Genomic DNA, 26,218 nt, shown 5'->3' on the forward strand with positions numbered 1-26,218 from the left:
ATGCGGAGCCCTCTGTTAGTTCCATAAAGGAAAAACCATTCTAATGGCAGCCTCATATTTTTCAACTAGCATACCTCTAGTTCGATAAGGATTCATTCAGCCCCGTTTTATTCCATAGAAGTGCAGATCTCAATATAATGTCCATCTGGGGCGGCTACATAAGCAACTATTTGTCCCTACGGCTTTGTAATGGGTTCTTTTATGATTGGTACACCTTGTCTTCGAAGCTTGTCGATTGTAGCTAGGGCATCTTCAACAGCAAATCCAATTTCAAAAGTTTGAGTTGAAACAGGGGCTTCAGGTACATTTAATCCGATTTTTTCTTTTACAGATTGGCGCGTATTAATCGAAAGCGTTGTTGCGCCAGTGTTAAACTCAACATATGTATCTTGTTGCATTTTGACAGGCAAGTCCAAAATGTCTTTGCAAAAATGCATGGTCTTTTCAAAATTGTTTACGTAAAGAATGATATATTTCATAGCTAATTTTATTTGCTTCACCCTTATCATTAAGGATTAGAAACCTTCAAAAGTTGTTCCTACAAAATCAAAGATATGTTGAAACTGCTGAATCATTGGTAAGCCTTTAATGTATGGATTATCTCCACCCACTGCAATAACATAGGCTTTTTTTGAGACATTTGTTTTTAAAATCGGGATATTGTGTGTCTCTCAAAGTCTGGGACCAACGATCAATAAAATTTTTCATTATTCCTGTCATGAGAATAAAAACATATTTATTAACTAAACGGATGCTTTTGTCCAATAGACTGAAACAACTTTATTGTTTTTTGGCGTAAATGTGAAATTGTATAGTGCAATATGTTATAAAACGACTTTTAACAGCCTTATTACATTTCATATGTAGTAAGGCTGTTATTATAATTAAATAACTTTATTATCTCTGTACAAATCAATAGTAGAAACATTTAATTTAGCTGTCCAATCCTCCAATTACTCCCTCTAGTGAACCATTACTTTCATTAAGGGTAACTTTCGATTTTGAAAGACTGTAGAAGAAATTTCTCCTATTCTTTTGGCTCCCATTTTCTTATAGAACCCTTCTGCATTCGGTTCACTATCCAGTGTAAATTCCTCTATGTTTAATTTTTTCGCTCGATCCATTACATCTCTCCACAATAACTTTCCTATGCCTTTTCCAATATAATCTGGTTTTATAAAGAAAGCGTCTAGCCTATTGGGATTCAATTCTAAACTATAAAAGGCCAGAAGTTTACCATTGTCCTCCAAAACATAGACGTGTTTTTCTTCAATATCACACGGAGTCACAGTCAAATCATCTTTACACTTTTCCATGAAGTCTTCCGTATATCCCCAGTAAGCCTTTGATTGGAACGCTAATTCACTAAGCTGTAAAATTTCGTGAATTTTAGCCTTTCGTATAATCATCCGTCATCCTCCGTAGGTATGAAATTTTTGGCTTTGTGACGATGCCTCTGATTGTAATCTATCGGTTAAGCAGATAACGCATAGTGACATGTCTATCATTGATTGTTTTATTTACACTAACAGTTCTCGTTGCAGCCGTGCTAATAGCTAGTTTCATTTCTCCGATTCACGGTTGGAATTTAACTCCTTGCCTTTGAAACGGTTTGCGATGGAACAGTAGAGATTTCGAAACAAAGTCTGATTAAAATATGCTCTTTAATCCTTATGTACGGACAAAAGCACCCCCTTCATTTTGAAAAAAGACTATTTTTTCTTCTTCGACTAAATCTCCTAATAGTAAAAGGGAAAGGTTAAAACAAGGTTTTCAATCCAACTTTATTCTAATTGATCAGCTTTTATTTTGAAAAGCGGGTATTGGAGCCTAGAAGAAATCAATCCATAAAGAGTATTGTTTATTCCAGGCTCCTTTTTGGTTGGTCAAATGATAGAGTTTTTATTTAAAGAAAGAGCGCAGGTAAATTTGTTTCCTAAGGCCTTTCACACTTTTTGGGCTCTTTACATATTTTATACTTGTAGAGGTGGTGAGGTGTGAAAATGAAAAAAACAGCCATTCAGTTTGACCCATTCAAAGTGGAACAACAAGAATGGAAAAGACAGCAACGAAAGGAAAGGTACAAAAAAGCGCTGACGATCTGTTCTCCAATATTTGTTCTTTTATTATGGGAGTTTTTATCGCGAGTCGCTTGGATTGATCCCCGCTTTTTCCCGCCGCCAGTTGAGATTATTAAGACGTTGATTACTATGAGTGTGAGCGGAGAATTATTTCATCATATCTGGATTTCTCTCTATCGCATTTTTGCAGGATTTCTTTTAGGGGTTATTCCAGGTGTGGTTATTGGATTACTAATGGGGCTTTACTCGCCGATCCGTCATTTTGTTTCGCCGCTCGTTATGGCGTTAATGCCGATTCCCACACTTGCCTTGCTTCCGCTTATCATTATTTTGTTTGGCATTGGCGACCTTTCGAAAATTGTAACGATTGCGGGAAGCGTATTTTTCCCTGTTGTGATCAACACAGCCGCGGGTGTCATGAATATTGATGCGATTCATTTAGACGTAGCAAAAAATTACGGTGCCAGTTCAAAAGAGTATTTTTTCAAGATAGCCTTGCCGGGTGCTCTTCCTGTGATGCTTGAGGGTGTGCAAATGGGGCAGGCCATTGCCCTTCTAACGATTGTTGCGGCGGAAATGATGGGAGCTACTTCCGGGATTGGTTATTTAATTTGGACGTCTTATAAAGCATTTCTGTTAAAGGAAATGTTTGTAGGGTTGATACTTATCTCGTTTTTTGGCTATTTCTTTTCAGTAGCATTGAGGATATTGCAAAAAAAGCTCATTCCTTGGAGGTGACAAGATGAACGGGCAGCTTAAGATTGTGATCAAGCATTTAACGAAAGTTTTTTTTAAGAAAGAGAGCCGTGTAAAGGCTTTGGATCGCATTTCTACTACTATTCAAGAAGGAGAGTTTGTTTGTCTCGTTGGACCAAGCGGCTGCGGCAAGACGACACTTCTTCGCATTCTGGCAGACTTAGAAACAGCGAGCACGGGTTCCTATGAAATTATACCGAGCCAGGAAAATCGTCCGCTTCAATCGATGGTCTTTCAAGAGCGGGGAGTGATCCCTTGGATGACAGTGGAGGAAAATGTGGCGTTCGGCTTGAAGATGAGGAAATTGCCAAAAAGTGTAGTAAAAGAAAGAACAGCTTACTACTTAAGGAAAACAGGGCTGAACATGTATGCCTCTTTGTACCCGAAAGAACTCTCAGGAGGAATGAAGCAACGCGTCAGCATTGCCCGTGCTTTTGCAAATGATCCTGAGATTTTACTGATGGATGAACCATTTGCTGCACTTGATGAGCAAAATAAATTTATTTTGCAAGAGGAGCTGCTAGCAATCTGGATGGAGACTAAGAAAACGGTGTTATTTATTACTCATAGCATTGATGAGGCACTGTTGCTCGCAGATCGCATTTTACTGATGAGCGCACAGCCAGGAAAAATCGTTCGAGACATTCATATAGATCTGCCGCGGCCGCGTACGATGGAACAGGTACGGGCAGATCCGGGGGCCGCTGCATACTTCATGGATATTCGCAAGCATTTGCAGGATGAGGTGCAGGCGTCTAGAAATTAAGGGGGGAAAACGATGGGAGAACGATGGTTTCGCGTCTGTTTTATAATGTTGTTTGCTTTTCTACTTATTATGAGCGGCTGTTCGCAATCAGGAACAGAAGGAAATTCAAATACAGAAACGAACAAAAAGAACCCTTCCGGTGATTTAGCGCCTCTTCAAAAGAAAACAACAGTCGTTATTGCAGAAGACGGGGCTGCTTCAGGAGCGGGATTTTATATAGCTAAAGAGAAAGGATATTTCGCTGACTATAATATTGAAGTAAAGTTTGCTCAATTTGCTAATAGTGATGACATGCTGCCAGCCCTTGCTGCCGGTGAAGTAGATATTGCTGGTGGTGTATCGACTGCTTCTTTTTTCAATGCGATTGCTCAAGGGATTGACGTGAAAATTATTGCCGATAAAGGCCACAATGTAAAAGGAAAATCCTATTTTTCCTTTGTCATCGGCAAAGATAAACAAAAGGAAATAAAGGAATATGCTGATTTTAAAGGCAAACGCATTGCAGTTTCTACCAAAAATGGCGTAGATGATTATATATTCCAGCAAATGCTTGCACATGGAGGATTGACGAGGAAAGACGTCGAGTTTGTATTGATGCCAGATTTCGGAAGCATGCTAGCCGCTATTGACAACGGATCCATTGATGCTGCTCTTCAAATAGAACCGTTCATCACACAGGGAGAGGAAAAAGGGATGCACGTGCGCTTTGGCGATGCAACAGATTATGCGCCAGAAGCCCAAATTGCCATGGTTCTCGCTTCTCCTAAATTTATCAATGAGGAGGAAGAGGTTTCTTTGCGATTTATGGCTGCCTATTTAAAAGGAGTCCGGGACTATAATGATGCTTTTATGAAAGGGAAACATAAAGAAGAGATCATTCAAATTATGACAAAACATACTGCTCTTAAAGATGCCAATGTGTGGGAAAATGTTTTCGTTACAGGTCTCAATCCGAACGGTGAAATGTATATGGAAGACATTAAAAAGCAGTACCAGATGTATAAAGCAAATGGAGCGATTCAAGGAGAAGTCGATTTGAACAAAGCCATTGATTCCTCATTAACAGAAGAAACAATTAAAGTTATCGGAGAATATAAACAGGAATAAGCAGGTAGAGCACAGACAATTAGTCTGTGCTCTTTTTATGGTGTGCAGACGAAAAAATGTATGTAAGCCAATTTAAAGATTTCTGTATAAAATAACCCAAATGAAGAATCATAGAGAAAAGAATGAGTGTGAGCTTGAAAAATAGGGGGGAGGGATGCAAGGTGATCCGGAATGTAAATAGGCTGCTAAGGAGAAAGAAAGAGCAGCAGCGTCCATCTCATCAGGAAGCGAAACCCCAAGATAAGCTACATGACAGTTTTGAACAAAACGTTGAAATGTTTTGTTCCATTTATCAAAACTGTTCCGACGTCCTTTTTCGATCCTTTTTCCTTTTTGGAAAAACCAAAGCCGTAGTGATCTCTATTGAAGGGCTCACCAATATGGAAAGCCTTAAAGAGCATGTTCTTTCTCCTCTTATGAAGAAAACAGATGATGATCCAAAGTCGCTTAATGAATTTATAGAAAGAAAACTGGCTGTTTTGAAAGTCCAGAAAGTAAACTTGGTTGCGGACTGTATTGAGTCCATCTCAAATGGAAATCCTATTTTGCTATGTGAAGGAGAAACTGCGGCCTTATCCTTAGGGCTGGCTAAGTGGGAAAAGAGAAGCATCGAAGAGCCTCAGGCCGAGTCCTCCATTAGAGGACCGCGGGAAGGATTTGTTGAATCGATTGGAGTGAATACGGCTCTATTGCGACGCATTATCAAAAGTCCCGCATTGAAAATACAATCAATGATGATTGGCGAATATACAAAAACCAATGTTGCGATTGCGTATATGGAGGGCCTTGCCGATCCAACGCTTATTAAGGAAGTGAAAAACCGGCTGCAAAAAATTAAAATAGATGGAGTCTTGGAAAGTGATTACATCGAAGAGTTGATTGAGGATAACCCTTTTTCTCCCTTTCCGCAGATTTTATCGTCTGAACGGCCGGATGTTGCTTGTGCTAATTTACTTGAAGGGCGCATCGTCATTTTAGTAGATGGAACTCCATTTATATTAATTGCTCCTATCTCTTTCTTCTCCTTATTGCAAGTTCAAGAAGATTACTATCAGCGCTTTGTCATTAGTACATTCATCCGATGGCTCCGGTACACTTTTCTTGGAGTCGCCCTGCTGCTTCCTTCCGTGTATGTCGCTGTGGCTACTTTTCATCAGGAAATGCTGCCGACTACGTTACTTCTTAGCATTGCTGCTGCGCGGGAAACCGTGCCTTTCCCCGCTTTAGTAGAAGTGTTGATAATGGAAATTGCATTTGAGGCGTTACGGGAAGCAGGCGTAAGGTTACCGAGGCAAATTGGATCTGCTATCAGTATTGTTGGAGCGCTCGTTATCGGTCAAGCGGCTGTTCAGGCAGGGCTTGTTTCTGCACCTATGGTTATTGTCGTTGCGATTACAGGGATTGCCTCCTTTATGCTCCCCCGTTACATTACGGGCATGTCTATCCGAGTGCTTCGCTTCCCGCTTGTTTTTCTTGCCGGTACATTAGGGTTACTTGGCGTGGTTATTGGCCTGATTGCTATCATCATTCATTTATGTACATTACGGTCGTTTGGTGAGCCTTATTTAGCGCCGCTAGCTCCGCTGAAGAGGCGAGAGCTAAAGGATACGCTATGGCGGGCTCCTTGGTGGATGATGGATACGCGCCCGCACTTTACGGGAGAATCTAACGTATATCGTCAGTCTCCCAATCAGGCGCCTAATCCAAAAGGAGGAGATCATGGATAACGTTCCTAAAAGAAGGTGAATCATCATGTCAGCATTAAAAAGCAAAAGCCTCTTAGTGAAACGTATATTACTGTTTCTATCTTTTAGCGGTTCGCTCCTCTTATTAGGTGGCTGTTGGGATAGAGTGGAAATCAATGATTTGGCTATTGTGACAGCAGCTGCTATTGACGAAAAGGGTGCCAATCGAGTCGAACTCTCCCTCCAGATATTTGTTCCTAAATCAATGGGGGGACAAGGCCAAGGACAAGGAGGCGGAGGAGGCGGAGAAAAAACCGTAGTCATTTCTGAGTCAGGTACCAATCTTGCCGATGCATTGTCAAAGCTGCAAATGGACTTTCCTCGTCAAATTTTTTGGGGACAGTGCAAGGTGTTTATATTCGGAGAGAAGTTAGCACGCACAGGCATATATGAGCATTTAGATTTCTTGCTTCGCCATCCGCAGCCAAGGGAAAGAGGGTATATGTTTGTTAGTAAGGGGAAAGCAAAAAATGTTTTGGAATTACAAACTACTTTGGAGCCTTATTCGGGAGAAGCTGTTCGGGAAATGACGAACATAGGAACTGTTTTGAAAGTAACCATGCAAGATTTGGATGAAATGCTAACCGGGTTCTCTCAAGCTGCTGCTCTCCCATATATAAGGGTAGCTACAGAGAAAATGGAGATAAAGAAACCTTACAAATACACGAAATTTATTGGAGCGGCCGTATTTAGAAAAGATCGAATGGTTGGTGCTCTTCCTCAAAAAGAAACGAGGGGACTACTCTGGTTAAAAAATGCAGTAAAAGAATATACCGTTACGGCAAGGCCTAGGGGAGAAAAGAGAGAGGTATCCTTCACTCCCCGGTCAGTCCATGTGAGTCTTGATCCGAAAATCCGCAACAAGCAATGGGAAATGATAGTGAAAGTTAAAACGGATGGAATGCTCATACAAAATCAAACAAAGTTAGACCTTTATAACCCGAAGGATTTAAAGCTTGTTGAACAGGCTTATGAGGCGGATATTAAACAACGGGTGGAGGCGGCTACGAGGAAAATACAGCACGATCTAAAAGCAGACATCAATAATTTTGCAGAAGAGTTTCATCGAAAATACCCGAGACAGTGGAAGCAAGTGGAGAATCGCTGGGAAGAAGTCTTTCCGACTGTAAAGGTACATGTTCAGGTGGACGCCAACATTCGCAGGCAAGGAAATATTAATGAGCCAGAAAAAACAAGAGAAGGGGTGAGGAATGAGTGAGATGGGGGTCTTTTCTTGCTGTCATCTTAGTTAGCGTGATCATCCTCTTATTTCAATGGCCAAAGGTCAAAAAGGCCCCTAAAAAAGACAAGTGGGCATTCAGCATGATATTGATCATTGGCTGGACGTTGTCAATGTTTGACCTTCCGCACATCAATGGACCGGTGACGTGGAAAGAAATGATTTTTAAACCACTTGGACAGTTTCTGCAAAAATAGGCGGTTAGAATTTATTTTGACTTACTCAAGAAAAGAGGAACATGGATGAAGGAAGGTAAAATTTCAACCCTGCAAATGTCTATGATGATGTACCCAACCATTCTTGCTACCGCTATTCTTTCAGTTCCCAGTGTGACGGCGGGGTATGCTAAACAAGATTTATGGCTGTCGCCCATTATCGCCTCGTTTATCGGATTTGTCACCGTGTATATAGCTGTTCAATTACATAAACTGTATCCAGGCCAAACTATCGTTCAATCCACTGAACAAATCATTGGCCGCTTCATGGGAAAAGTAGTCGTTTTTTTTATTTTATTGTTTTATATCGAAATAACAGGACAAATTGTTCGTTCCTATAGTGAATTCATTGCCAGCTCCTTTTTATTTAAAACTCCGATCAGTGTTGTGATTGCCTCGATGCTTCTTCTTTGTGCCTTTGCTGTGCAGGGAGGATTGGAAATTATAGGAAGAATAACCCAGCTGTTTTTCCCAGTTTTTTTTGTTCCGCTTATTATTCTGATTTTTTTGCTGAGCCCTAATTTTGAAATTAAAAATATATTACCAGTGCTGGAAGAGGGGGTGATTCCTCCGATAAAAGGGGCTGTTATACTAAGTGGGTGGTTTGCTGAATTTTTTTTGATTGCCTTCTTTCTGCCTTCTTTGTCAGATGGAAAAAAAGCGCTTAAACAAGGGTTGATCATTGTATTGGCTGTCATGGTTACACTCATTGCTGTCAGCTTAACTACTCTTTTTGTTCTGGGAGTAACCACTTCATCTAAAATCTATCCTTTAATGAATGCTAGCCGCTATATTAGCTGGGCCGATTTTTTTGAAAACCTTGATGCGATCGTCATGGCTATTTGGATTATGGGAGCGTTTGTAAAGCTTTCAGTTTTTTATTATGTTATTGTCTTAGGAACGGCCCAGTGGTTGAATCTTTCTAGTTACCGTTTCATTATCTGGCCGATTGGCATTTTAATTGCTGAATTTAGTTTTTGGTCGATCCCGGACACAATGGCATTCGCCCGAGATGAAAATCAGTCCTTCCCTTTTTATTCGCTGCTGATCCAGACACTTCTTCCGCTATGTTTATTGGTCATCGCTCTCATACGAAAGAGGGGCAGGAAGGAGCAATCCAGACAGATGAAACGAGCGGAACAGTGACTATTCCTTTTTATGAATGTCTGCCCATGGTTCAAATGAAAAAGGAATACCGGCCATTTGAGCGGTAGACTGATCATATGAAACTAAATCTCTTTTTGATAACTCTTTCAGCGAGCGCTTGCCCATTGCTCGTAAGGCAGTTTTCATTTCTTCAGTGCTTGCTATCAAGAACTTTTCTGCCGCTTTTGCTCCTTCTTCAACGTCAAACTGGTTTTTAAGCTTGCCGTTATACCAGACCACCTGCGTAGGAGGCTCAAACGGAAGAGGGGTGATTGATTGACCATGTGACATGGCAAATAGTATCGGAGAACCTAAATAGACCGCATCGGCTCCAAGAGCAAGCGCCTTCAAAAAGTGCCCAGGGGTAAGCATCCCGCCAGAAACAATTAAACTCATTTGTTTTTTCATATTTCTCTGTTCTAAATGATTGACAGCCCGGACGATCGCATGCAAAGTTGGAATGCCGAAATCATCAGATAAAATAGGAGGAGAACCGTATGTAGCAGCTTGTCCGCCGTCGATAGCAATGTAATCGACATCCATAGCAAGTAGGTGATCAATATCTTCTTCAATTTTGCCACCTGCCCCTATTTTTACACCGATCGGCACACCTCCTGACAGCTTCCGAAGTTGTTGCACAAGTTCTTTTACATCATTCAATGTTTGATTCTCAAAAAAATGTTCGTGAATAATGGCCATTTCCCCTTTTTCCAGTCCCATAACTTTACGAGCATCGCCTGTTAAGTCATCGGGCGGAATATGGGTGCCCATTCCAAACAAGGCTCCTTGCCCCAATTTAATTTCAATCATATCCGCGTGTTTGATCAGCTTTTCTTCTTTTCCCCATTCCGTTTTGGAGAATTGTAGAATATACTTTCCAGCAGCGCTTAGCTCTTCAGGCAATACTCCGCCTTCACCAGAGTTAAGAGCTGTTCCTGTGTTTTTGGCTGCTCTAGCTAAAGAGAGCCGTGCCTGTTCACTAAGAGAAACGCCATATCCCATTCCGCTGATCATTAATGGAATGGGAATTCTCAATGGTTTTTTTGCTTTTGGCCCAATGGTTACTTCGATATCTATCTCTTCTTCGCTGCTGACTGGAAAAGGAGACGTCTGTGCAGGGATAAAAGTAATGGACTCTAAATGAGGCCACTTTTTTGAAGAGCCGAGCGGCCGGTGAAGAACCTTGCCTGTTTCCGCACGAAGGCTATTTTCGAGTGTGTTTTGAATGCCCATATGTCGAAATCCAGGAATGAGCTCCATAATGTTCTCCTGATAGGTGTCCGTTAAAATAATTTTGCCGGCCTGCTGTACCATTCGTTTGACAATCAGACGCCAGCCAGCGAGTAAACAAAGCATAAGAACAAATAATAATATAGTCATTCCGAATATGAAATAGGTTAAAATGTTTGGCATGTTCTCTCCTTGAATGTATGGCAAATTCAGTAGCTGCCCGCATTATCTCCTATTTGTTCTTTATTTATTCATAAAGCAGAAAATGATTGGCTGATCAGATAAAAAACGTCTCTTTCTAGAATCGAAGGGGAACCAGCACTTAATAATAATGTTCACGAGGGCCTTTATAATCCTGAATGGTGTTGCCACCATCGACAACGAAAAGCTGTCCCGTAATATAAGAAGCCTGTTCCGACGCCAGAAACGTAATTAAATGCCCAACTTCATCGGGATGTCCATTTCTGCCCATCGGTGTATTTTCTCCTGCAATTCTTTCGTGATCTGTCTGTGAACCGGTTGCAATCCACCCCGGGGCTACATTATTGACCGTAATATTATGCTTGGCAACTTCAATAGAAATACCTCTGCTCATGCCAACCATGGCTGCCTTAGCTGCACTGTATCCGGTTTCTCCGGGATTGCTAACAAGTGGACCTGTAACGGAGGAGACGTTGACGATTCTTCCATATTCATGTTCAATCATTTGTGGTAGGACAGCGCGGGTGACATGAAAACAGGTAGATAAATTACGCGAAATGGAAACATTCCATTCTTCCGTGTCTAATTCTACGAAAGGAATAAACTTTTCAGGTGAGCCGACTTGCCCCATTCCTGCATTGTTAATAAGGATATCAATTTTTCCAAAATCTTTTACAATGTGTTTGATCAGCTGTTGTGCCTGTTCAAAATCCATTAAATCAGCTGTATAGCCTTTTGCTTCAATTCCTTTTGCTCTTAATTCCTTTTCACGTTCATAAATTCTCTCAGTCGTTGAGGTAATGGCAAGTTTGCCGCCGAGCCCCCCGATAATTTTAGCTGCGGCAAAACCAATGCCCTCATCACTGCCTGCCCCTGTGATAAGGCAGACCTTCCCGTTAAATTGCGTATGTACGTTCATTCCTTCTTGCTCCTTTTTCGAAAAGTATTCTGAACTATTTAAATAGTATAGCAGATTGGTTGCCAGATGTACCAATACATGTAAATAAATTCATTTTGTTGAGACAGCATTGTCGGATTATTGCTCATGGATAGAGTAAAGAGGGATAGATACCTGGACCTTCTAGATAACGATTGTAATAGTTAAATAGCTAACAACCGTAAGAGAAGGTATCTTAGGAAAAAGGTATCTTTAGGCTGCTTGCTATACAGGTATATATGCCTATTAATTGTCTGAAAATTTTGTTTGTTATCGATGAATATACGGATAATAGCCTATTTGGAAAACGCTTACTTTGTTATATGATTATCAAGAACTTACATATTTACCAAACATTAAAAAAGTTAATAGAAATGGAGAAAGAGGGGGATGGAATGAATCAATGGAAAAAGGCGGTATTATCAGGGACTATTGCAGCAGGTATGATGGTGATGCCACTCTCAGTATACAACACACCGGCTGCTGTCGAGGCATCAACGCAGGCATTTGACAACAAAATCATCAAAAAAATTGATGCTGAAAAAATTTATAAGCATGTATCAGAATTATCGGTCGGAATTGGTGAGCGTGTGGCAGGCACGGAAGCAGAGAAAAGAGCAGTTGACTATATTGTATCCCAGTATCGTTCCTATGGATTAGATGTAAACATCCAGCCGTTTGACTTCCAAACTTACCAAGAAGCGCAAGAAGTTTCTTTAAAAATTGAAGGGCAAGCTGAACAAAACTTTAAACCAACTGCTTTCAAGTATTCTCCTAATACGCCGAGTGCAGGAATAACAGGGGAAATAGTCTATGTAGGCCTTGGAGAAGCGTCTGATTTTGCCGGGAAGGATTTAAAAGGAAAAATTGCGCTCGTTGAACGAGGAACGATCGCTTTTGCTGACAAAGTCGCTAATGCAACAGCAGCGGGGGCGAACGCAGTCCTTATTTACAATAATGTAGCTGGTGCCTTAAAAAGTAACCTTCCTTCCACTGGTGAGTTTGTGCCCACACTCGGCTTAACAAAGGCAGAGGGAGATAAATTGAAAGCTTCGATTGAGAAAGAGCAGACAGTGACAGCAACTGTAAAAGTTCTTGGAGCTGCCATGGTCACCAAAACATCCTATAACGTCATTGCTACGAAAAAGGCTCATAAAAATCATGACACTGGACAGATTCTCTATGTTGGATCTCACCATGATTCCGTGCCTGGCTCACCAGGTGCAAGCGATAATGCTTCCGGTGTAGCCGTGAATCTGGAGATTGCCCGTGTCCTGAGTAACCAGCAAACAGACACGGAAATACGGTTCCTTACATTTGGAGCTGAGGAGCTTGGCTTGCTTGGGTCTTATCATTATGTTTCCACTTTAACGAGCGAAGAAAAAGACCGTTCTGTTGGCATGTTTAACTTTGACATGGTCGGCAGTAAAAATGCAGGAGAGATGATCATGTTTACAGTAGATGGCGAGAGAAACATTGTTACGAATACTGGCGCTTCTGCAAGCACGCGTGTGTTCAGTCCGCTTACTTATGGAAAAGTGGGCCGGAGTGATCATCAGCCATTCCACGACGGCGGTATTCCGGCAGCTGTTTTCACCTATGCACCGTTAGAGCCGGAATACCATCAGCCAACGGATACAATTGATAAAATCAGCAAAGAAAAAATGGAGAACATGGCAAAAGTAGTAAGTGCCGGCATTTATCAAATTGCCCGCAAAGATACACCGGCTCTAGAGCGCTCCAAAGTAGCGCCAAAACCAGTAGAGCCGCCATTTGAAAATCGTCCGCTATAACAGTCTGTTCTTGTTTGGCAGATTGTGAAGAAAAAACAAGAGGGTGCCTGGAAGCTTGCTTCTAGGTACCCTTTTTACGATTTACATACTTTTATCATTTTATATAGGTGAAAGAGTTAATCTTTAACCATATTGATCGCAGCCTGGGCCGCTTGGAAGTCCACCTGCAGCTGTTCGTTTAACTTGCCTGGATGGTAATACCCCTTATTTATCATATAGTTGCTGATATTCTTATGTGTCTCAATCGCTGTTCTCAGCTGTTCTCTTAATGTGGACCGTAACTCAGGTGTAGCTGTTTCTGTAAGGGCTACCGCAAGGTTTCTAACTCCTTCTTTTGCTGAAATTAGAAAATCAGTGGCGATGACTTGATCTGTCATTCCGCCCATTCCTACAAGGCTCTTTACAATTTGATTCATGAATAACTTCCTCCTTTCTTGAGAAAGGCTTGTAGCTGCTGTATGTGTCCTTGCCCGATAGTGGCATCATTTTCAAGTAATGTTTTTAATTCCTCATCCTTTACTAGCCCGCTCATTAATGCTGACTTTGTCACACAAAGATTTTTAAATGTAAGTAATTCATGTGCATCCACTGTCTCATGAAGTCCTAAAGAATGTTTCACCTTTTTCCCTCCCTACTTATTGTGTACCTGTTTAGGTTATGTAATCGTGTAACGATTATCCCTGTGTCTCGGAACAACCAATGAGCTGCACTAACGCTTTCAACAGTTTTGTTGCCCACATTCATAGCCCTTTGTATAGATAGTTACTGCTGGAGGGAAAATAACGCTGTTAAGACGGCGGAGGTGAACAAAATGACGCAAGAAGCAATGGGTTATCATGAAACGATGGAGGCTCATGAAATTTTTAATATGAAAACTGTTGGTTTGCTCAAATCTAAAATGATGCAGGGGCTTTGTCTTGATAATGATTTAAAAAAATTAATGGAAAAAGATGTCCAACAGTCCATTCAAGCTATTCGGGAATTACAGGAACTATACAATAAAGCTCGAACCGACTATACGCAATGAGGTGAAAAAGATGAAAATGGATTTTTTAGATCCTGTAAATGCTGAAGGAATGCTTGAGAAAACAGATGCCGCTATTGCTTTGGATTTTTTGTTAGCTATTAAAAATAGCATTCGCAATTATGCATTTGCTGTGACAGAAACGGCGAGCCCAGAGGTAAGAGATACTCTATATCGGCAGCTGGAACAAGCGCTGGATTTACACGAGGAGGCTTCCGAGCTGATGATGAATAAAGGGTGGCTCTATCCGTATGATGTCGGAAAGCAAGTGGAATTAGATTTGAAGTCAGCAGCAATGGCGCTTGATATCGCTGAGATGACTCTTTTTCCTGTTGACACAGACCGACAGGGTATGATGGCAACGCCTGACAAGTAAAAGGAGGAGAAACATTTATGAAGGCCGTGACGTATCAAGGTTTAAAAGATGTCCGTGTGAAGGACGTAACAGATCCGGCAATTGAGAAAGCGGATGACATTCTTGTAAAAGTAACCGCTTCAGCTATATGCGGCTCAGATCTTCATTTAATCCACGGACTCATTCCCAATATGCCAACGGATTACATTATCGGTCACGAGCCAGTGGGCATCGTTGAGGAAGTAGGCCCTGAAGTAACGAAAGTAAAAAAAGGAGATCGTGTTATCATCCCTTTTAACGTTAGCTGTGGTGAATGCTGGTATTGTAAAAATGATGTAACGAGCCAGTGTGACAACTCAAACCCGCACGGAGACATGGGTGGATTTTTGGGCTATTCTGAAACTACGGGTGGATACGCCGGCGGTCAAGCTGAATATTTGCGTGTCCCTTACGGGAATTTTACTCCTTTCAAAATTCCAGAGAACTGTGAAATAGAGGATGAAAAACTAGTTTTACTGGCGGATGCTGCATCAACAGCTTATTGGAGCGTTGATCATGCAGGAGTAAAGAACGGCGATACGGTTATCATTTTAGGTTGCGGGCCGGTCGGATTGCTTGCCCAAAAATTTGCCTGGTTAAAAGGAGCAGAAAGAGTGATTGCTGTCGATCATCTTCAATACCGCTTGAACCATGCTCAAAACACGAATAAAGTAGAAACGGTTAATCTTGAACAACATGAGAATACAGGAAACTACTTAAAGGAAATTACTCATGGCGGAGCTGATGTCGTGATTGATTGTTCGGGGATGAGCGGGAAGATGACTCCGATGGAATTTCTTGCGTCAGGCTTAAAGCTTCACGGCGGGGCTATGAGTGGGATAACCATCGCTTCCCAAGCTGTGAGGAAGGCAGGAACTATTCAGGTAACGGGCGCCTATGGCGGTCGGTACAATGGTTTTCCGCTTGGCGACATTTTTCAGCGAAATGTAGATATTAAAACTGGCCAGGCGCCAGTCATTCCGGTGATGCCACGTTTATACGAAATGATGACTGAAGAGAAAGTGGATTTAGGTGACGTAATCACACACGTGTTGCCGCTTGATCAAGCAAAGCACGGATATGAAATATTCGATACAAGAACAGACGGTTGTATTAAAGTTATTTTAAAGCCCTGAGATACTTGTTCAGCAAAAAGCCAGCATATTTGCCGGCTTTTTTATCTTTATCTTTCTTGAGCCCCCGTATACAAATCAGCCTTTTAACCGACACTTGATGTAATTGTATGAAAAGAAAGAGCAACCAAAATGTTTTCTGAGAGGTGGCTACGTAATGCCGATTATCACTGTGATAGGTCATGGAGAGTTTGAGGTGGAGAAAGGCAGAAAGCTAGTCTTAGCATTGGAGGATAACGGTGTAGACATCCTTCACCAATGCGGCGGAAAAGCAAGATGTACGACTTGTCGAGTAGAGGTGCTGGCGGGTGAATATTATGAAGTAACTAACGCCGAAAAACAGGCCTTCTCCGAAAAAGGAATTGAAGACCTTCTGCGACTATCCTGTCAAGTTTATGTAAATGGGGATGTAACGGTGCGACCTATATTGACTATGAAAAATTCCGGCTTGAAGGCAGGTCCAAGACCCGCTGAATAAGTATAATGAAAGACATAAGAAGAGGGGTGACATCTGTCCAAATAGCCGCTCGCTCAAAGGATATGTGCACAAGCTTATTGTGAAATAAACTAAATATTAAACGCTGTTTCAGTATAATATGAACAGAAGAAGATCGAATGCTTTTGCCATTAAGCCTTCTTTTGTGAATAATTACAAATTAAAAAAGCGCCCAAGAAAATAAATCATTAAGGCATATGATTTATTGACATCCACTTTTAAAGAGACGGAGGCGCTTTTTATGAATATAGAGACTGAACACTTGGCAGAAGAGCCTTTTTATGACGGAAATACAGCAGAAGAGCAGACCATTGATGATGATATGAGAATCGGAAGAATCGGTCGCCCCTTTGGCTTCGGCAGACCATTTGGCTTCGGCAGACCATTTGGCTTTGGCAGACCATTTGGCTTTGGCAGACCGTTTGGCTTTGGCCGTCCATTCGGCTTTGGTTTTGGCTACCCTTATTACGGCTTTGGTTATCCGTTCCTCGGAGGTTTTACTGCAGGGTTATTAGGAGGCGCCTTGCTTGCTCCTTATGCTTATGGCTACCCTTATGCCTATGGTTATCCTTATGCCTATGGCTATCCATATGGATACGGTTATCCGGGCTACTACTGGTAAGCAATCGAGGTGGCAGCAGAACGACATGCAGCTGTTCGTTGTGAAAAAAGGAACTAGAAACCATTAGCAATGATTAGCAAAGTTTTACTGCTGATCAAGTCTATTGTTTAAGCAGATAAACAGCATAGGGTTATTTTAGGCAGATGAAAGCTGACAGATAGGCAGGCTTAGACTGCCTAATTTTTTGACTGTCCATCTCTTTCGAAACAGAGTACTGATCGGACAAGCAATTGATTTCTATAAAACAGCTAGTTCCTATCTAACCTATTTATAGATATAAACTAAAGGAGAGGTCTCATAATGGAAGAGAAAGCTATAATTATTAAATGAGAAATGTCTTGTTTTGCTGTGTTTGAAAAAAGGACGGTTCGTTTCCAAGCCAGAGAAGATAGATTAGTAGCTTGGAAATCTAGAAGCAGTCTCACTGACATGAATATTAAAATGTATAGAGACAATACCAAAGGTTACCGTCCGAAATTTATCCTAATCAATAATGAAGTAAGGATCACCCTTATCACATCAATCGTAAGATTCAACGAGAAGTTTTCCACTGATCCTCTTTTTCGAATTCCCCCGGATAAAAGGCTGTTTAATGTCCCATTAAAGCCGCTCATCGTTAAAAAATGCTATCAACGAATCATTTCTTCTATCAATAGAGATAGGGCTTTAACAGTCACGAAATGACGCTGTAAAAAGGATATAATCGATTTTCTCTCGCTCTTTACATGCCTAATAGAAAAGCATTTGCTCTTAAGCCATTCACAAGAAATTTAGTAACTGGCTGGAAACAGATAGTATCGAAAAGGAGAGCAGAAAAGTTGTTATTTACTGATTATTCAGTTATTTTTGGGGTAGAGAAGAATTTTGAAAAGGGGGAAGATGGGATGAAAGCTATCGTTTTAAAAGAAATAGGAGGACCTGATCAACTAGTGTATGAAGAGGTGGACACTCCTGTGCCGCAGCCAAATGAGATACTAGTGCGACTAAAATATGCTTCACTTAATCGAAGGGACGTATGGATTACTTATGGACAATACCCGGGAATGAAGCTGCCATCAATTCTCGGGGCGGATGGAGCCGGAGAAATAGCTGGTTTAGGGGAAAATGTAAAAGGGAGAGAACTAGGAAGCGAAGTTATTATTAATCCTTCCTTGAACTGGGGAGATAGTGATCATTTCAATGGACCGGATTATTCTATATTGGGAATGCCGACAGATGGCACCTATGCTCAGTATGTAGCTGTCCCTGCTGAAAATGTGTACAATAAGCCAGAATATTTATCCATGGAAGAAGCGGCATCCATCCCATTATCGGCGTTAACTGCTTACCGGGCAGTTGTGGTTAGAGGGAAAGTGAAACAAGGCGAAACGGTGTTGATTCCGGGAATTGGCAGTGGAGTAGCACTCTTTGCTTTGCAAATTGCTGTAGCTGCAGGGGCAAATGTGTTTGTAACCTCAAGCAGTAAGGAAAAAATAGAGAAAGCGAGAGATTTAGGAGCAAAGGGTGGAGTGAATTACCGCAAGGATACATATGTGAAAGATTTAAAAGCACAGATGGGGGGCGCAGACCTTGCAATTGATGGCGTAGGAGGACAAACGTTTAATGATTTAATTCAATTAGCTAAGCCAGGCGGGAGGATTGTAAGTTTTGGAGCTACAACCGGCCCTGTTCCTGACCTTGTTCTTCCTCGTTTATTTTTTAAGCATTTGAATGTCATGGGATCAACCATGGGGAGTTCGCGTGACTTTGAAGATATGATCCAGTTCTTTGAAGAGCATCAGATAAGGCCAGCAATTGACCAAGTCTTTTCGCTGGAGGAAGCAGCTAAAGCTCAATCGTATATGGAAAAAGGGCATCAATTCGGTAAAATTATATTGGAAATACCGGAGTAAGAATGATAAAACCACTAAAGATAACGTACAAATGTTGCACCCAATGCGGCAGGACGTTCACAAGTCTTTGCCCTCTTTAGTTTCTCGTGAGAGTTTACAGTAAAAAAACAAATGTTTTTAATTGATCCAAGAGGGAAAGTAAGCTTTGTCTGTACTTAGGCTATGCCGGTGTTTTGAACCTATACGTGTTTTACGATACACTAAATAAAATAAACTGTGACACTGCAGCTATCTTGTTTTATAAAATACTCAAGGGATATTCAGAGAGAGATCAAATTTAACCAAAAGAGGAGACAGGAGAAGTTGGAAAAAAGAACACCTATTCCCGTTGCCGAAGCTGTAAGAAAGGTAATGGATCTGGCTGGCAACGGAACAAAAGAAACCATACATATTGATCAAGCTTATGGGCGGAGGCTTGCAGAAGATGTCATTGCGAAACATCCTGTGCCACCTTTTGACCGTTCTCCGTATGACGGCTTTGCCATTAGAGCGCAGGATTCCAAAACAGCTACAAGAGACAATCCTCTCACCTTTCGCATAGTTGGAGAGATTGGAGCAGGAGATCTATTCAATGGAGAAGTGAAAGAGCGGGAAGCAGTCAGAATTATGACAGGGGCGCAAATTCCTGATTCGTGTGATGCCGTTGTTATGTTTGAATTGACAGCTGAACATTCCGATGGGGCAGACAAGTATATGACGATTAAACGGCCGTTTTCATCCGGTGACAATGTTTCTTTTGCCGGTGAAGATACACAGGAAGGCAAAGTGCTTGTTCAAAAAGGAGAATACATAAATCCCGGTGTAATGGCTCTCTTAGCGACATTTGGCTATAGCACGGTAGAAGTAGCCAAACAACCAGTTATCGGTGTGTTTGCAACGGGGTCGGAGCTGTTGGATGTAGAGGAGAAACTAGAGCCAGGGAAAATCCGCAACAGCAATGCTCATATGATTCTTGCTCAGATTAAAAGAGCAGGAGCAGAGCCGCTTTATTTCGGAAAGCTGCCTGATCAATTTGATCTTTGTCTTACTGCTATCCAAGAAGCTCTGCAGACAGTAGATATACTTATCACTACTGGAGGGGTATCGGTTGGAGATTTTGATCTGTTGCCGGATATTTATGCAAAGATTGGTGCTGAAGTGCTCTTTAATAAAGTAGCGATGCGGCCGGGAAGTGTAACGACGGTTGCCAAGACGGAAGGTAAGATTTTATTTGGTCTGTCAGGGAATCCTTCCGCCTGTTATGTTGGATTTGAATTATTTGTTCGACCGATTGTTGTTCACCGCTCATTTTCTGAGAAGCCGCATTTAAAAAAGGTGAAAGCGGAGCTGGCGGCCGACTTTTTAAAGCCTAATCCATTCACTCGCTTCGTCAGGAGTTCCATTGATATGGAGACTGGTTTTCTGCGTGTAGATCCAAGCGGTTTCAATAAATCCAACGCAGTAGCTGTACTTGCCTATACAGACGTGTTGATGGTATTGCCCGGTGGTACAAGGGGCTTCCAGCAAGGCGACCTGGTTGATGTACTGCTGCTTGATTCTCATGAGGGCAGCGAATGGCCTTGGGGGTGAACAAGCCTATTCTTCAAGTGACCGGCTATCAGAACAGCGGAAAAACAACATTAATGGCCAAATTGATTGCAGAGGCAGGACGGCAGGGATGGACGGTAGCTTCTTTAAAGCATCACGGCCACGGGGGAACACCAGATAGACCTGAAGATTACAAGGACAGCGAAAGGCATCGGCAGGCGGGAGCGCTTGCCGCAGGGGTAGAAGGCGGCGGTGTTTTGCAAATAACAGCTGCGAAAACAAACTGGCGGCTTGAAGAGATTCTACCGCTGTATAACAGCTTTCCTGTCGATTTGCTATTAATTGAGGGATACAAACGAGCCGGGTATCCAAAAGTTGTTTTAATTAAAGAGCCGCACGAACTGGAATTACTTGAACAACTGGTAAACGTTCAAGCGGTGATTAGCTGGAAGCCCATTGCGCTGCAGCAGCCGACCTGTCCCGTATTTCTGCTTTCAGAAGAAGAGAGGTATATAAATTGGTTTGTGAGCTACATGCGCAACAGTCTAGTTTGATAATCAGAGGCCCTTTCGCTTATCTGGAGCATACTGCCCTCATTGGATAGTATGCCTTTTCGTAAAAAAGAAGAAAATCTAACTCATTAGAGGGGGCTGTCTTCAGCAAGGAATCCTATTTTACCGCACGGCCGGTTTGATTTTTCAGTTGCAAAATTTACACAGGATGGCAGAGGCAAGGAAGAAGACCATGTTGAGTAAGAAAACGATCGGTCGTGTTGTATTTCTCAATTGATCTGTGAGTGAAAGTCCGCCTTGGACAGATGAATACATTCAATTTATGGTAAAATAATAAAGATTGAGAGAACTAAATGAGCCGCTATAGCTAGGTATATTAGACTTTTACAAAACATAAAATAAAAGATTTTCAAGCAGGAAATTTGCTTGCATAATAGATAGTCAGTCTTGCCCCTAGAAAGGAAGATCAAGATGCAGGGACGTTATTCAAGACAAGAGCTGTTTTCTCCTGTCGGCAAAGAAGGACAGAAAAAGTTGCAGGAGAAGCATGTGCTTCTTATTGGCGCAGGGGCCCTCGGGACAGGAAATGCAGAAGCGTTAGTGCGTGCGGGAATCGGCCGTCTGACGATCGTTGACCGTGATTATGTGGAAGAAAGTAACTTGCAGCGCCAGCAGCTGTACAGTGAAGAGGATGCAAGACTGGCTCTTCCCAAAGCAATCGCTGCAAAACGTAGGCTTACTGCTATTAACTCGGCGGTCAGGATCCAAGCAGAAGTAATGGATGCTTCTTATGCTGAGTTGCTAAAATGGGCTGAAGAGGCAGATTTGATTATTGATGCAACCGATAATTATGAAACAAGGCTCATGATTAACGATGCCGCCCATCAGCTGGGAGTTCCGTGGATATATGGCGCCTGTACAGGCAGCCATGGTATGGTGTTTGCTATATTGCCTGGAGAAACACCGTGTCTCCGCTGTTTATGGGAAAAAGGAGCAGTCGGCACTGGACATACGTGTGACACGGCAGGTATTATTGGCCCGGCAGCCACTCACGTCATTTCCTATCAGGTAACAGAAGCATTGAAGATATTAGTGGAAGATTGGGAGGCGCTAAACGGTAAGCTTATTATGTTTGATCTTTGGAAAAATATGCATCAGGAGATCAAGGTGAGCAAAGTAAAGCGAAAAACGTGCCCTACATGCGGCGAATCGCCAGTTTATCCGCATCTTTCCCATGAAAATCTAGCAAAAGTATCAGTGTTATGCGGGAGAAATACCGTGCAGATTCGCCCGGTGCATGCAAGAAAAGTAAATCTTCTGGAATTAGAGCGTTCGTTTATCCGACAAGGTTATGCCGTCAAGCGCAATCCATATATGGTGACCGTTCATTTCTCTCCTCACCGACTAGCTGTGTTTTATGACGGCCGGGTCCTGGTCCATGGAACGAACGACCAAACAGAGGCAAAAAAGTATTATGCTAAATTATTTGGGTAACGAACGGCCTGTCTCTAACGGACAGGCTCGCTGCGGTGAAAATCGCCGTTTTTTCCGCCGGATTTCTCTACTAAATAAGTAGGGCCGATCACCATACCTTTGTCGACTGCTTTGCACATGTCATAAACGGTCAAGGCACAAGCGGACGCAGCTGTAAGAGCCTCCATTTCTACACCTGTGCTGCCTTTGGTTTTCACAGAAGCAGCAATAACCAGCCTGTAGTTGGCATCTTCGCTTACCCAATCAAAGGAGATATTTACACCGCTGATAGGAATGGGATGGCACATGGGGATGAGAGAGGACGTCTGTTTGGCAGCCATAATGCCAGCTACCTGGGCAACAGCAAGCACATCCCCTTTTTTTATCGACTGATCGTTGATTTGCTGATAAATTTGTTCATTGACGAGCACGCTTGTTTGGGCAACCGCCGAGCGATGAGACGCCTGTTTTTCAGTGATATCCACCATTTTCGCTCGGCCTTGGTTGTTAAAATGAGTAAATTCAGACATACAATCCCTCTTTTCAGTATGATTTTCCTTAAATATGGCTATTTGATTGTAACATGGAAGGAGAATGAACCGAAATAAGAGAAGTTTATTAACATAGATTTTTAGAAGGGGGAACGGAAGGTGGAACGGTTATTTGTTGTGACAGATCGCCCGATTTCTATTGAAGAGGTAACGAAGAAAGTAGTCCGACCGGAAGCGGGGGCCATCTCTAATTTTATTGGAACTGTTCGGGAGTATACACATGGTCGCCGGACTTTATCCTTAACATACGAAGCTTACCAATCGATGGCTGAAAAACAGTTAGAGAAGATTGGAGAAGAAATTAGCCAGAAATGGCCAGAGGCAAAAACGGCTATTACACATCGGACAGGGCATTTAAAGATTTCTGATATTGCCGTGGTGATTGCCGTGTCTACTCCACATCGCAAGGATGCGTTCAGGGCGAGTGAATATGCCATTGAACGAATTAAACAAATTGTGCCTATCTGGAAAAAAGAACATTGGGAAGACGGAGAAAAATGGATCGGCAATCAATTGGAGACAGAAGCCTATCCAGAAGGAAGACCGAAAGGAGAAAATATGTATGATTAACATTCTTTGTTTTGCTCATTTGAAAGAGCAGATTGGCAAAGAGCAGTTGGAAGTAGCGAGCAACGAATTGACCGTAGAAGAGTTGTTAAGCGAACTGCGTGAAAAGTACTCTATTGAGACAGACACGCTCATTGTAGCTGTCAATGAGGAATATGCCGACTCAGATGATGTGGTCCGTTCCGGCGATACAGTGGCGCTTATTCCGCCTGTAAGCGGAGGGTAAAAGCATTGACCACAGAAAAAGAGAAGCTGTGGGCCGGTGTCATACTTGCTGGTGGGGAATCAAGCAGGTTTGGTGAGCCTAAAGCCTTCGTCCGATACAATGGAAAATACTTTTATGAGTATTCTTTGCAAGCTCTCGTCCCTTTTACCAATCAAGTGGTGATCATCAGTCATCCATCACTTACCAGCCGATTTAGTCAAGATCCCGCTGTCAAGGTAACAGAAGACATCCCCCCTTTTTGCGGGAAAGGGCCGATGGCTGGCTTATATAGCGCAATGAAGCAGGTTACCGCCGAATGGTATGTGGTTCTTCCATGTGATATGCCATTAATAAACGAAAAAGTGATGAATGCACTCATTGCTGAAGCAGATCGGTCATTTGATGCTGTGATTCCCAGCATAGCCGGCCGTCAACAGCCGCTTGCAGCCGTTTATCATCGCCGAGTGTTGCCTGTTATTACAGCCCAGCTTACAAAGGGAAACTATCGGATGATCGATTTACTTAGTGAAGTAAACGTTAAGAAAATAACGGAAGCTGATCTCCAATCAACTGAAAGGTTATTCCAAAACATCAATACGAAGGATGCCTATCGCCAATTATTTGTAGATGAGTAAGGCGCTCTGCCTCCATGCAAACATCTGCACAGCCGTGGCATCCAGAAAGGAGAAATGAATGGGACAAGTAAAAGACCAGTTTAACAGACCGCTAAGAGACATTCGGATTTCCTTGACGGATCAGTGTAACTTCCGCTGTTCTTATTGTATGCCGGCTGAAATCTTTGGCGCAGACTATCCGTTTTTACCGAAAGAGGAATATTTGACGTTTGAGGAAATTATCCGTGTCGTTCAAGCAGCAACAGAGCTTGGCGTAGAGAAAGTCAGGTTGACGGGAGGAGAGCCCCTGCTTAGAAAAGACCTCCCCGAGTTAATTCATGGCTTATATGCCAAGACAAATATTAAGGATATTGCTTTAACAACGAATGGTGTCTTGTTGCCCAAGTATGCTACAGCATTGAAATCGTCTGGCTTGCAACGGGTGAATATTAGTATGGATGCGATTGATGATACCATTTTTAAACAAATGAACGGCCGATCTGTCAGCGTGAAAACCGTACTGAGAGGAATTGAATCAGCGCAGAAGGCCGGCCTTGGCATTAAAATAAATATGGTTGTGAAAAAAGGTGTAAATGAGCAACAAATTTTGCCAATGGCGACTTATTTTAAAAAAGAAGGTATTCCCCTTCGTTTTATTGAATTTATGGATGTAGGAAGCACGAATGGCTGGCAGCTTTCTTCGGTCGTATCCAAGCAAGAAATCGTCAAGTTCATCAGCAGCAAATTTCCTGTAGAACCAGCAGATGAAGCGTATTACGGCGAAGTAGCGAGCCGTTTTCGTTATAAGGATGGAAGCGGAGAGTTTGGTGTGATTTCTTCAGTGACAGAATCATTCTGCTCGACATGTACCCGGGCAAGAATATCTGCAGATGGAAAATTGTACACTTGTCTATTTGCTACAAAAGGCAGCGATTTAAAGGCTGTGCTCCGATCGACGAGTTCAATAGAAAAAGTAAGAGATCATATGTCAGCTCTTTGGCTTGCGCGAACGGACCGCTATTCGGATGAGCGAACGGAAGAAACAGCAAAGAACCGGCCAAAAATTGAGATGTCTTATATTGGCGGTTAAAGAAGAGAGGTGCACCCATTTCACATGAATGAAAGACGAGTACATGCTCATAAAGGGCAAGCGGCAAAGCATGTTGTCTGTCAGGTGATTACTGTCAGCGATACACGAACAGAAGAAACGGATAAAAGCGGAAAAAAAATTAAAGAGTTTTTAATCAACAGTCACCATTCCATTGCACGCTACCAGATCGTTCCTGACGAAAAGGAACAGATTACAGGAGCTGTTCGGCAAGGGATTGAAGACCCCCAAATCAATGCGGTTATCATTAATGGAGGCACCGGTGTGGCTAAGCGGGATGTGACGATTGAAGCAGTGGCACCGTTGTTTGAGAAAGAGCTAACCGGATTTGGTGAGTTGTTTCGTTATCTTAGTTATACAGAAGATATCGGTTCTGCGGCTATCTTATCCCGAGCTGTTGCAGGTGTAGCTGGAGAAACGATCATTTTTGCGCTGCCGGGTTCTACTGGCGCAGTAACATTAGCGATGGAAAAACTGGTTTTGCGTGAAGTTGGCCATATTGTGGCAGAATTAAATAAAGATAGATAAGTGAATAAGGATAAAAAACGAGTAAGACGAGGTGTATTTATCCTTTTCTCTTGTCAGAGGAAAAAGCAAGGTTTTTGATCTAGGCCTCATAAATATTGTTAGGTTTCTTTGTGAAATAGGCCTCATTAAGAGACGAATAATGCTAGAAATAAATAACGGTAGACATTGACTTGACGGGTATATCGAACTATGATAATTGTATAAAAAACGTTAGTCTAATAAGACATTTGTGGAATTTTTTTTTATAACAATCTTATGGTGGAAGCGATGAACAGTCATTTGTATGTGGGCACTTGAATGGCTTGGAGCGAGTAGTGCAACCGACTCTTTTTTGAGTCGGTTTTTTTGTTTGGAT

At 42.2% G+C, this 26,218-nt stretch carries 28 protein-coding genes, 2 pseudogenes and 1 riboswitch; of the genes and pseudogenes, 22 read left to right on the plus strand and 8 right to left on the minus strand.

Translation table 11 applies throughout. The features are described 5' to 3' along the window. Positions 1-107 precede the first annotated feature (107 nt). The 3 genes and pseudogenes from ACH0BF_RS00795 to ACH0BF_RS00805 form a co-directional block, all read right to left on the minus strand. Positions 108-491 (minus strand): annotated as a pseudogene (locus ACH0BF_RS00795) (VOC family protein). Positions 492-518: 27 nt separating this feature from the next. Next, positions 519-720 (minus strand): annotated as a pseudogene (locus tag ACH0BF_RS00800) (flavodoxin family protein); the annotation flags it as partial. Between the two features lie 242 nt (positions 721-962). Continuing rightward, positions 963-1,409 (minus strand): GNAT family N-acetyltransferase, encoded by a 447-nt coding sequence (locus tag ACH0BF_RS00805; RefSeq protein ID WP_340853948.1) that lies wholly within the window; start codon positions 1,407-1,409, stop codon positions 963-965. 594 nt (positions 1,410-2,003) lie between these two features. Here ACH0BF_RS00805 and ACH0BF_RS00810 point away from each other — a divergent pair. The 7 genes from ACH0BF_RS00810 (at position 2,004) to ACH0BF_RS00840 (ending at position 9,056) form a co-directional block, all read left to right on the plus strand. Further along, on the plus strand, positions 2,004-2,819 hold the full coding sequence (locus ACH0BF_RS00810; protein WP_340856395.1) for an ABC transporter permease: 816 nt from the start codon (positions 2,004-2,006) through the stop codon (positions 2,817-2,819). A 4-nt stretch (positions 2,820-2,823) separates the two neighbouring features. Continuing rightward, positions 2,824-3,603, plus strand: coding sequence for an ABC transporter ATP-binding protein (locus ACH0BF_RS00815; RefSeq protein WP_340853949.1), 780 nt, complete (start codon positions 2,824-2,826; stop codon positions 3,601-3,603). Positions 3,604-3,672: 69 nt separating this feature from the next. Then, positions 3,673-4,710: an ABC transporter substrate-binding protein gene (locus ACH0BF_RS00820; RefSeq protein ID WP_340856397.1), complete on the plus strand. Its 1,038-nt coding sequence runs from the start codon at positions 3,673-3,675 to the stop codon at positions 4,708-4,710. A gap of 161 nt (positions 4,711-4,871) precedes the next feature. Next, positions 4,872-6,437: a spore germination protein gene (locus ACH0BF_RS00825; RefSeq protein ID WP_340853950.1), complete on the plus strand. Its 1,566-nt coding sequence runs from the start codon at positions 4,872-4,874 to the stop codon at positions 6,435-6,437. Positions 6,438-6,462: 25 nt separating this feature from the next. Beyond that, positions 6,463-7,674, plus strand: a complete 1,212-nt coding sequence (locus tag ACH0BF_RS00830) for a Ger(x)C family spore germination protein (RefSeq protein ID WP_340853951.1) — start codon at positions 6,463-6,465, stop codon at positions 7,672-7,674. Continuing rightward, positions 7,671-7,892, plus strand: coding sequence for a hypothetical protein (locus tag ACH0BF_RS00835; RefSeq protein WP_340853952.1), 222 nt, complete (start codon positions 7,671-7,673; stop codon positions 7,890-7,892). Before ACH0BF_RS00830 ends, ACH0BF_RS00835 begins: the two co-directional genes overlap by 4 nt. A gap of 45 nt (positions 7,893-7,937) precedes the next feature. After that, on the plus strand, positions 7,938-9,056 hold the full coding sequence (locus ACH0BF_RS00840) for a GerAB/ArcD/ProY family transporter (protein WP_340853953.1): 1,119 nt from the start codon (positions 7,938-7,940) through the stop codon (positions 9,054-9,056). Here ACH0BF_RS00840 and ACH0BF_RS00845 read toward each other — a convergent pair whose 3' ends face one another. Next, positions 9,057-10,469 (minus strand): FMN-binding glutamate synthase family protein, encoded by a 1,413-nt coding sequence (locus ACH0BF_RS00845; protein ID WP_340853954.1) that lies wholly within the window; start codon positions 10,467-10,469, stop codon positions 9,057-9,059. Between the two features lie 139 nt (positions 10,470-10,608). Next, complete coding sequence (locus ACH0BF_RS00850; protein ID WP_120031573.1) at positions 10,609-11,406, minus strand: SDR family NAD(P)-dependent oxidoreductase; 798 nt, start codon at positions 11,404-11,406, stop codon at positions 10,609-10,611. A 413-nt stretch (positions 11,407-11,819) separates the two neighbouring features. On the opposite strand from ACH0BF_RS00850, the gene ACH0BF_RS00855 reads away from it, so the two are divergent. After that, positions 11,820-13,217, plus strand: a complete 1,398-nt coding sequence (locus ACH0BF_RS00855; protein ID WP_340853956.1) for a M28 family peptidase — start codon at positions 11,820-11,822, stop codon at positions 13,215-13,217. A 116-nt stretch (positions 13,218-13,333) separates the two neighbouring features. Here the strand turns inward: ACH0BF_RS00855 and ACH0BF_RS00860 are convergent, their stop codons facing one another. Continuing rightward, positions 13,334-13,633, minus strand: a complete 300-nt coding sequence (locus tag ACH0BF_RS00860) for a spore coat protein (RefSeq protein WP_340853958.1) — start codon at positions 13,631-13,633, stop codon at positions 13,334-13,336. Further along, entirely contained in the window at positions 13,630-13,836 is a 207-nt protein-coding gene (locus ACH0BF_RS00865; protein ID WP_120031567.1) for a hypothetical protein, read from the minus strand. The genes ACH0BF_RS00860 and ACH0BF_RS00865 overlap by 4 nt, the downstream gene beginning before the upstream one ends. 192 nt (positions 13,837-14,028) lie before the next feature. On the opposite strand from ACH0BF_RS00865, the gene ACH0BF_RS00870 reads away from it, so the two are divergent. The 9 genes from ACH0BF_RS00870 to ACH0BF_RS00910 all read left to right on the plus strand — a co-directional run bounded on the left by ACH0BF_RS00870 (position 14,029) and on the right by ACH0BF_RS00910 (position 22,311). Continuing rightward, positions 14,029-14,244, plus strand: a complete 216-nt coding sequence (locus tag ACH0BF_RS00870; RefSeq protein WP_340853960.1) for a spore coat protein — start codon at positions 14,029-14,031, stop codon at positions 14,242-14,244. 10 nt (positions 14,245-14,254) lie between these two features. Then, positions 14,255-14,617: a spore coat protein gene (locus ACH0BF_RS00875; RefSeq protein WP_340853962.1), complete on the plus strand. Its 363-nt coding sequence runs from the start codon at positions 14,255-14,257 to the stop codon at positions 14,615-14,617. Between the two features lie 17 nt (positions 14,618-14,634). After that, entirely contained in the window at positions 14,635-15,771 is a 1,137-nt protein-coding gene (locus ACH0BF_RS00880; RefSeq protein WP_340853963.1) for a zinc-dependent alcohol dehydrogenase, read from the plus strand. Positions 15,772-15,925: 154 nt separating this feature from the next. Continuing rightward, positions 15,926-16,246: a 2Fe-2S iron-sulfur cluster-binding protein gene (locus ACH0BF_RS00885; protein WP_120031559.1), complete on the plus strand. Its 321-nt coding sequence runs from the start codon at positions 15,926-15,928 to the stop codon at positions 16,244-16,246. Between the two features lie 259 nt (positions 16,247-16,505). Further along, on the plus strand, positions 16,506-16,886 hold the full coding sequence (locus ACH0BF_RS00890; RefSeq protein WP_340853965.1) for a hypothetical protein: 381 nt from the start codon (positions 16,506-16,508) through the stop codon (positions 16,884-16,886). 884 nt (positions 16,887-17,770) lie between these two features. Beyond that, complete coding sequence (locus tag ACH0BF_RS00895; RefSeq protein WP_120037749.1) at positions 17,771-18,778, plus strand: zinc-binding dehydrogenase; 1,008 nt, start codon at positions 17,771-17,773, stop codon at positions 18,776-18,778. Positions 18,779-19,081: 303 nt separating this feature from the next. Then, positions 19,082-20,347, plus strand: coding sequence for a molybdopterin molybdotransferase MoeA (locus ACH0BF_RS00900; protein ID WP_120031555.1), 1,266 nt, complete (start codon positions 19,082-19,084; stop codon positions 20,345-20,347). Then, on the plus strand, positions 20,332-20,859 hold the full coding sequence (gene mobB / locus ACH0BF_RS00905) for a molybdopterin-guanine dinucleotide biosynthesis protein B (protein WP_340853966.1): 528 nt from the start codon (positions 20,332-20,334) through the stop codon (positions 20,857-20,859). The genes ACH0BF_RS00900 and mobB overlap by 16 nt, the downstream gene beginning before the upstream one ends. A 429-nt stretch (positions 20,860-21,288) precedes the next feature. Continuing rightward, on the plus strand, positions 21,289-22,311 hold the full coding sequence (locus ACH0BF_RS00910; RefSeq protein ID WP_120031551.1) for a ThiF family adenylyltransferase: 1,023 nt from the start codon (positions 21,289-21,291) through the stop codon (positions 22,309-22,311). Between the two features lie 14 nt (positions 22,312-22,325). Here ACH0BF_RS00910 and moaC read toward each other — a convergent pair whose 3' ends face one another. Continuing rightward, a complete protein-coding gene (gene moaC / locus ACH0BF_RS00915; RefSeq protein WP_120031548.1) occupies positions 22,326-22,820 on the minus strand; it encodes a cyclic pyranopterin monophosphate synthase MoaC in 495 nt (164 codons plus the stop codon). A gap of 120 nt (positions 22,821-22,940) precedes the next feature. Between moaC and ACH0BF_RS00920 the strand changes: the two genes are divergently transcribed. The 5 genes from ACH0BF_RS00920 to ACH0BF_RS00940 are packed head-to-tail and all read left to right on the plus strand — an operon-like array spanning position 22,941 to position 25,863. Then, a complete protein-coding gene (locus ACH0BF_RS00920) occupies positions 22,941-23,411 on the plus strand; it encodes a molybdenum cofactor biosynthesis protein MoaE (RefSeq protein WP_120031546.1) in 471 nt (156 codons plus the stop codon). Continuing rightward, the gene (gene moaD / locus ACH0BF_RS00925) at positions 23,404-23,634 is read left to right on the plus strand and encodes a molybdopterin converting factor subunit 1 (RefSeq protein ID WP_120031544.1); all 231 of its coding nucleotides are present in this window, start codon (positions 23,404-23,406) and stop codon (positions 23,632-23,634) included. The genes ACH0BF_RS00920 and moaD overlap by 8 nt, the downstream gene beginning before the upstream one ends. Before the next feature lie 5 nt (positions 23,635-23,639). Continuing rightward, on the plus strand, positions 23,640-24,248 hold the full coding sequence (locus ACH0BF_RS00930) for a molybdenum cofactor guanylyltransferase (protein WP_120031542.1): 609 nt from the start codon (positions 23,640-23,642) through the stop codon (positions 24,246-24,248). Between the two features lie 58 nt (positions 24,249-24,306). Next, positions 24,307-25,317: a GTP 3',8-cyclase MoaA gene (gene moaA, locus ACH0BF_RS00935; RefSeq protein ID WP_120031540.1), complete on the plus strand. Its 1,011-nt coding sequence runs from the start codon at positions 24,307-24,309 to the stop codon at positions 25,315-25,317. A gap of 24 nt (positions 25,318-25,341) precedes the next feature. Next, positions 25,342-25,863, plus strand: coding sequence for a MogA/MoaB family molybdenum cofactor biosynthesis protein (locus ACH0BF_RS00940; protein ID WP_340853970.1), 522 nt, complete (start codon positions 25,342-25,344; stop codon positions 25,861-25,863). 251 nt (positions 25,864-26,114) lie between these two features. Beyond that, positions 26,115-26,198: riboswitch (cyclic di-GMP riboswitch) on the plus strand. Positions 26,199-26,218 lie beyond the last annotated feature (20 nt).

Origin of the sequence: Pseudobacillus sp. 179-B 2D1 NHS (genome assembly GCF_045370945.1) — a bacterium.
Lineage (GTDB): Bacteria > Bacillota > Bacilli > Bacillales > Domibacillaceae > Pseudobacillus.

Bases quoted from the DNA above. Each gene is read 5' to 3' on its own strand.
- ACH0BF_RS00840 (WP_340853953.1), top strand. From the start codon at position 7,938: ATGAAGGAAGGTAAAATTTCAACCCTGCAAATGTCTATGATGATGTAC.
- ACH0BF_RS00850 (WP_120031573.1), bottom strand. From the start codon at position 11,406: ATGAACGTACATACGCAATTTAACGGGAAGGTCTGCCTTATCACAGGG.
- ACH0BF_RS00810 (WP_340856395.1), top strand. From the start codon at position 2,004: ATGAAAAAAACAGCCATTCAGTTTGACCCATTCAAAGTGGAACAACAA.
- moaA (WP_120031540.1), top strand. From the start codon at position 24,307: ATGGGACAAGTAAAAGACCAGTTTAACAGACCGCTAAGAGACATTCGG.
- ACH0BF_RS00885 (WP_120031559.1), top strand. From the start codon at position 15,926: ATGCCGATTATCACTGTGATAGGTCATGGAGAGTTTGAGGTGGAGAAA.
- mobB (WP_340853966.1), top strand. From the start codon at position 20,332: ATGGCCTTGGGGGTGAACAAGCCTATTCTTCAAGTGACCGGCTATCAG.
- ACH0BF_RS00860 (WP_340853958.1), bottom strand. From the start codon at position 13,633: ATGAATCAAATTGTAAAGAGCCTTGTAGGAATGGGCGGAATGACAGAT.
- ACH0BF_RS00820 (WP_340856397.1), top strand. From the start codon at position 3,673: ATGAGCGGCTGTTCGCAATCAGGAACAGAAGGAAATTCAAATACAGAA.
- moaD (WP_120031544.1), top strand. From the start codon at position 23,404: ATGATTAACATTCTTTGTTTTGCTCATTTGAAAGAGCAGATTGGCAAA.
- ACH0BF_RS00845 (WP_340853954.1), bottom strand. From the start codon at position 10,469: ATGCCAAACATTTTAACCTATTTCATATTCGGAATGACTATATTATTA.
- ACH0BF_RS00815 (WP_340853949.1), top strand. From the start codon at position 2,824: ATGAACGGGCAGCTTAAGATTGTGATCAAGCATTTAACGAAAGTTTTT.
- ACH0BF_RS00895 (WP_120037749.1), top strand. From the start codon at position 17,771: ATGAAAGCTATCGTTTTAAAAGAAATAGGAGGACCTGATCAACTAGTG.
- moaC (WP_120031548.1), bottom strand. From the start codon at position 22,820: ATGTCTGAATTTACTCATTTTAACAACCAAGGCCGAGCGAAAATGGTG.
- ACH0BF_RS00870 (WP_340853960.1), top strand. From the start codon at position 14,029: ATGACGCAAGAAGCAATGGGTTATCATGAAACGATGGAGGCTCATGAA.
- ACH0BF_RS00855 (WP_340853956.1), top strand. From the start codon at position 11,820: ATGAATCAATGGAAAAAGGCGGTATTATCAGGGACTATTGCAGCAGGT.
- ACH0BF_RS00910 (WP_120031551.1), top strand. From the start codon at position 21,289: ATGCAGGGACGTTATTCAAGACAAGAGCTGTTTTCTCCTGTCGGCAAA.
- ACH0BF_RS00890 (WP_340853965.1), top strand. From the start codon at position 16,506: ATGAATATAGAGACTGAACACTTGGCAGAAGAGCCTTTTTATGACGGA.
- ACH0BF_RS00940 (WP_340853970.1), top strand. From the start codon at position 25,342: ATGAATGAAAGACGAGTACATGCTCATAAAGGGCAAGCGGCAAAGCAT.
- ACH0BF_RS00880 (WP_340853963.1), top strand. From the start codon at position 14,635: ATGAAGGCCGTGACGTATCAAGGTTTAAAAGATGTCCGTGTGAAGGAC.
- ACH0BF_RS00875 (WP_340853962.1), top strand. From the start codon at position 14,255: ATGAAAATGGATTTTTTAGATCCTGTAAATGCTGAAGGAATGCTTGAG.
- ACH0BF_RS00830 (WP_340853951.1), top strand. From the start codon at position 6,463: ATGTCAGCATTAAAAAGCAAAAGCCTCTTAGTGAAACGTATATTACTG.
- ACH0BF_RS00805 (WP_340853948.1), bottom strand. From the start codon at position 1,409: ATGATTATACGAAAGGCTAAAATTCACGAAATTTTACAGCTTAGTGAA.